The sequence below is a fragment of the Paraburkholderia sp. RL18-085-BIA-A genome, assembly GCF_046027075.1.
GTDB lineage: Bacteria > Pseudomonadota > Gammaproteobacteria > Burkholderiales > Burkholderiaceae > Paraburkholderia.
This window is the reverse complement of the sequence record NZ_JARESU010000355.1, coordinates 1-2,415: the sequence shown is the minus strand read 5'-3', so window position 1 is coordinate 2,415 and position 2,415 is coordinate 1. Positions and strand designations below refer to the sequence as shown.

Genomic DNA, 2,415 nt, shown 5'->3' with positions numbered 1-2,415 from the left:
CGACACGATGCAGGGCGGTGTCCGGGGCTTTGCTCGATTTCTGGCACGCTAATGACGCCGGGGAATACGACGTCGAGGGGTTCCGGCTGCGCGGTCACCAATTCGCCGACAGCGAGGGACGCTATCGCCTCGAGACCATCGTGCCGGGTCTGTATCCGGGACGTACACGACACTTCCATGTGACGGTGCAAGCGGCCAACGGGCCCACCCTCACGACCCAACTTTACTTTCCGGGCGAGCAGCGCAACGCTCGCGATTTCCTGTTTGGTCGCCGACTGCTGATGACGATCGACGACCACGGCGGGCGCAAGGCAGCCCGGTTCGATTTTGTGCTCGCGTTCGCGTAGCGCAAGTCACGGATTTCGATGGCGCCCGTGATTTCGTTCCGGTCAGCCGAAGACGCCCGCGTCGAGATCTCTCGTGAAATGCTGTAGCCAATCGCTTTCGTCTCTCAGGCCTGTCCCTGCTTATCTGAACCAAATTCAGCCACCTCTTCACGTTGAGGCGCGTGAGTACGCATCCGATTTTTCGATCATCTGGTTGCAGCGCTGGTCTGCACCAGTCATCGTTATATGTCAATTCGCGACCACGAGACTGACCGAGGACGACGGAGCCTTGCAAGACAAAGGTTTCGACCGCGCGAAGTAAAGGTATCACCGGCGATGGCCGGTTCGTGGAGCGACTCGCGAGTTTCACCGCTGTCAGCTGGCAGTTGGAACACAAGCCGGTGGCCGTCCGGTACCGCGCACAATGGCTAGGTCTCAATGCGGCCAGGAGCGGTCATTTGGGGCGTCCTTTCAACGGCGTTAAAGTTCGGTCCATTTTGCCGTTACAAGGGCATCTGCCGATTTGTTGCCGTATCGCTTCTTCGTCGTTAGGAATACCTTAATACCTGCCGGATTCTGGTTATTTGAATTCAGCCCTCGGCTCCAAAACCAACCTTTCCGAGGCCTTATCTATGCGTCAAAGTGAAAGTGAAGATGTCGATCTGCGTTTTACACAATCGCTACCATCCCTCTGGAGACGATATCTGTACGGATGGGCCATAGTCAGCTTGATCCTGCTCATTGACGTGACGTGGCTCCATTTGAGCAACCATTCTGTACGATTGGCCGGTGTTGAGGCTGCAGGCAAAGCAGTAGGCATCTTGTTTTGCATAGTCGTGGTATTACGGGCAATACAGCGCATTCCTCGCTACGAGCCAATAGCTGTAAAGTTGCGCTATGCGGTAGTCTCGGAGACGGTAGCTTGGTGCGCTCTACTTCTATGCTTTGTATCGTCCACCTGCATCTTGTCGTACCTGTGTGTTTCAATCAATGCGCCGCTCGTGGACAGTAGCCTGGTGCGCTTCGATCGCGCACTCGGCTTCGATTGGCCTGCGGTATATCGATGGGTTCAGTCTCACCACGAAGTGCAACGAATCCTTGCATTTGCTTACGTGAGCGGAGAGTGGCAGTTGATTGCAATTCCGTTCATTCTAGGGTTATCTGGTCGCTGCGAAGACTTGTCTGACTTCTTTTTTTTGTTGGTTTTGTCGAGCATTCTGCTCCTTATTATTTCGACGCCATTCCCCGCAACAAGTGCGTTCGTACACTTCAAAGTTGCTGATCAGAATGCCGCGTCAACTGTGTCAGACTTTGCAATATTGCGTGACGGGACGATGCGGATGTTCGACTTAACGAACACGCAAGGACTTGTGTCCATGCCATCCTTTCATACTGCGTTGGCTGTTTTCTTCATGTACTCGCTGCGGCGCATCCCATTGCTTTTTGGGCTTGCCATGCTTCTTAATGTGACGATGATCGTTTCAACGCCGACGCAGGGGGGCATTATTTAGCCGACGTAATCGCGGGATTGATCCTTTCGACTATGACCATCCAGTCTCTAAGAGTGGCAAGCCGTCAGCGAACGGTCGGCATACCCGCTATTTTCATAAAAGCAATTGGGAGTGCTGCTCGCGAACGTCCTCTTTAGAGAAAGCTGGGTGTCTCTTGTGGGCTTTCGTCCCAAGTGCGGGATCTGGCAATGTTCAATCTCGCCATCGATAGCAAGCTTCGGGCGTGTGATCTTGCGAAGCTGCGAGTGCGCGATCTTTGCCATGGGGAGCACGTAGCCAGTCGCGCGACGATCATGCAGCAAAAGACTCAACGGCCGGTGCAATTCGAGATCACCGAGCAGACGCGAGACAGCGTGGCAGCGTGGATAAGGCATGCCGGGCTGCATGCGACCGACTTCCTGTTTAAAAGCAGGATTCACGGCTCTCCCCACCTGTCGACACGACAATACGCCCGGCTGGTTCATCGGTGGGTCGCGTCAATCGGCCTTGACGACACTGCCTACGGTACGCACACGATGCGCCGAACCAAGGCGTCATTGATTTATCGCCGCACGAAGAACCTCAGGGCTGTCCAGCTG

At 54.8% G+C, this 2,415-nt stretch carries 2 protein-coding genes and 1 pseudogene; all 3 read left to right on the top strand.

Features of this window, described 5'->3' with window-relative positions; all coding sequences use genetic code 11:
• A partial coding sequence (locus tag P0D89_RS52300) for a dioxygenase family protein (RefSeq protein ID WP_459252687.1) occupies positions 1 to 347 on the top strand: 347 nt, incomplete at its 5' end.
• Positions 348 to 910: 563 nt separating this feature from the next.
• Entirely contained in the window at positions 911 to 1,837 is a 927-nt protein-coding gene (locus P0D89_RS52295) for a phosphatase PAP2 family protein (protein WP_408370930.1), read from the top strand.
• A 161-nt stretch (positions 1,838 to 1,998) separates the two neighbouring features.
• Positions 1,999 to 2,415, top strand: a pseudogene (locus P0D89_RS52290) (tyrosine-type recombinase/integrase); the annotation flags it as partial.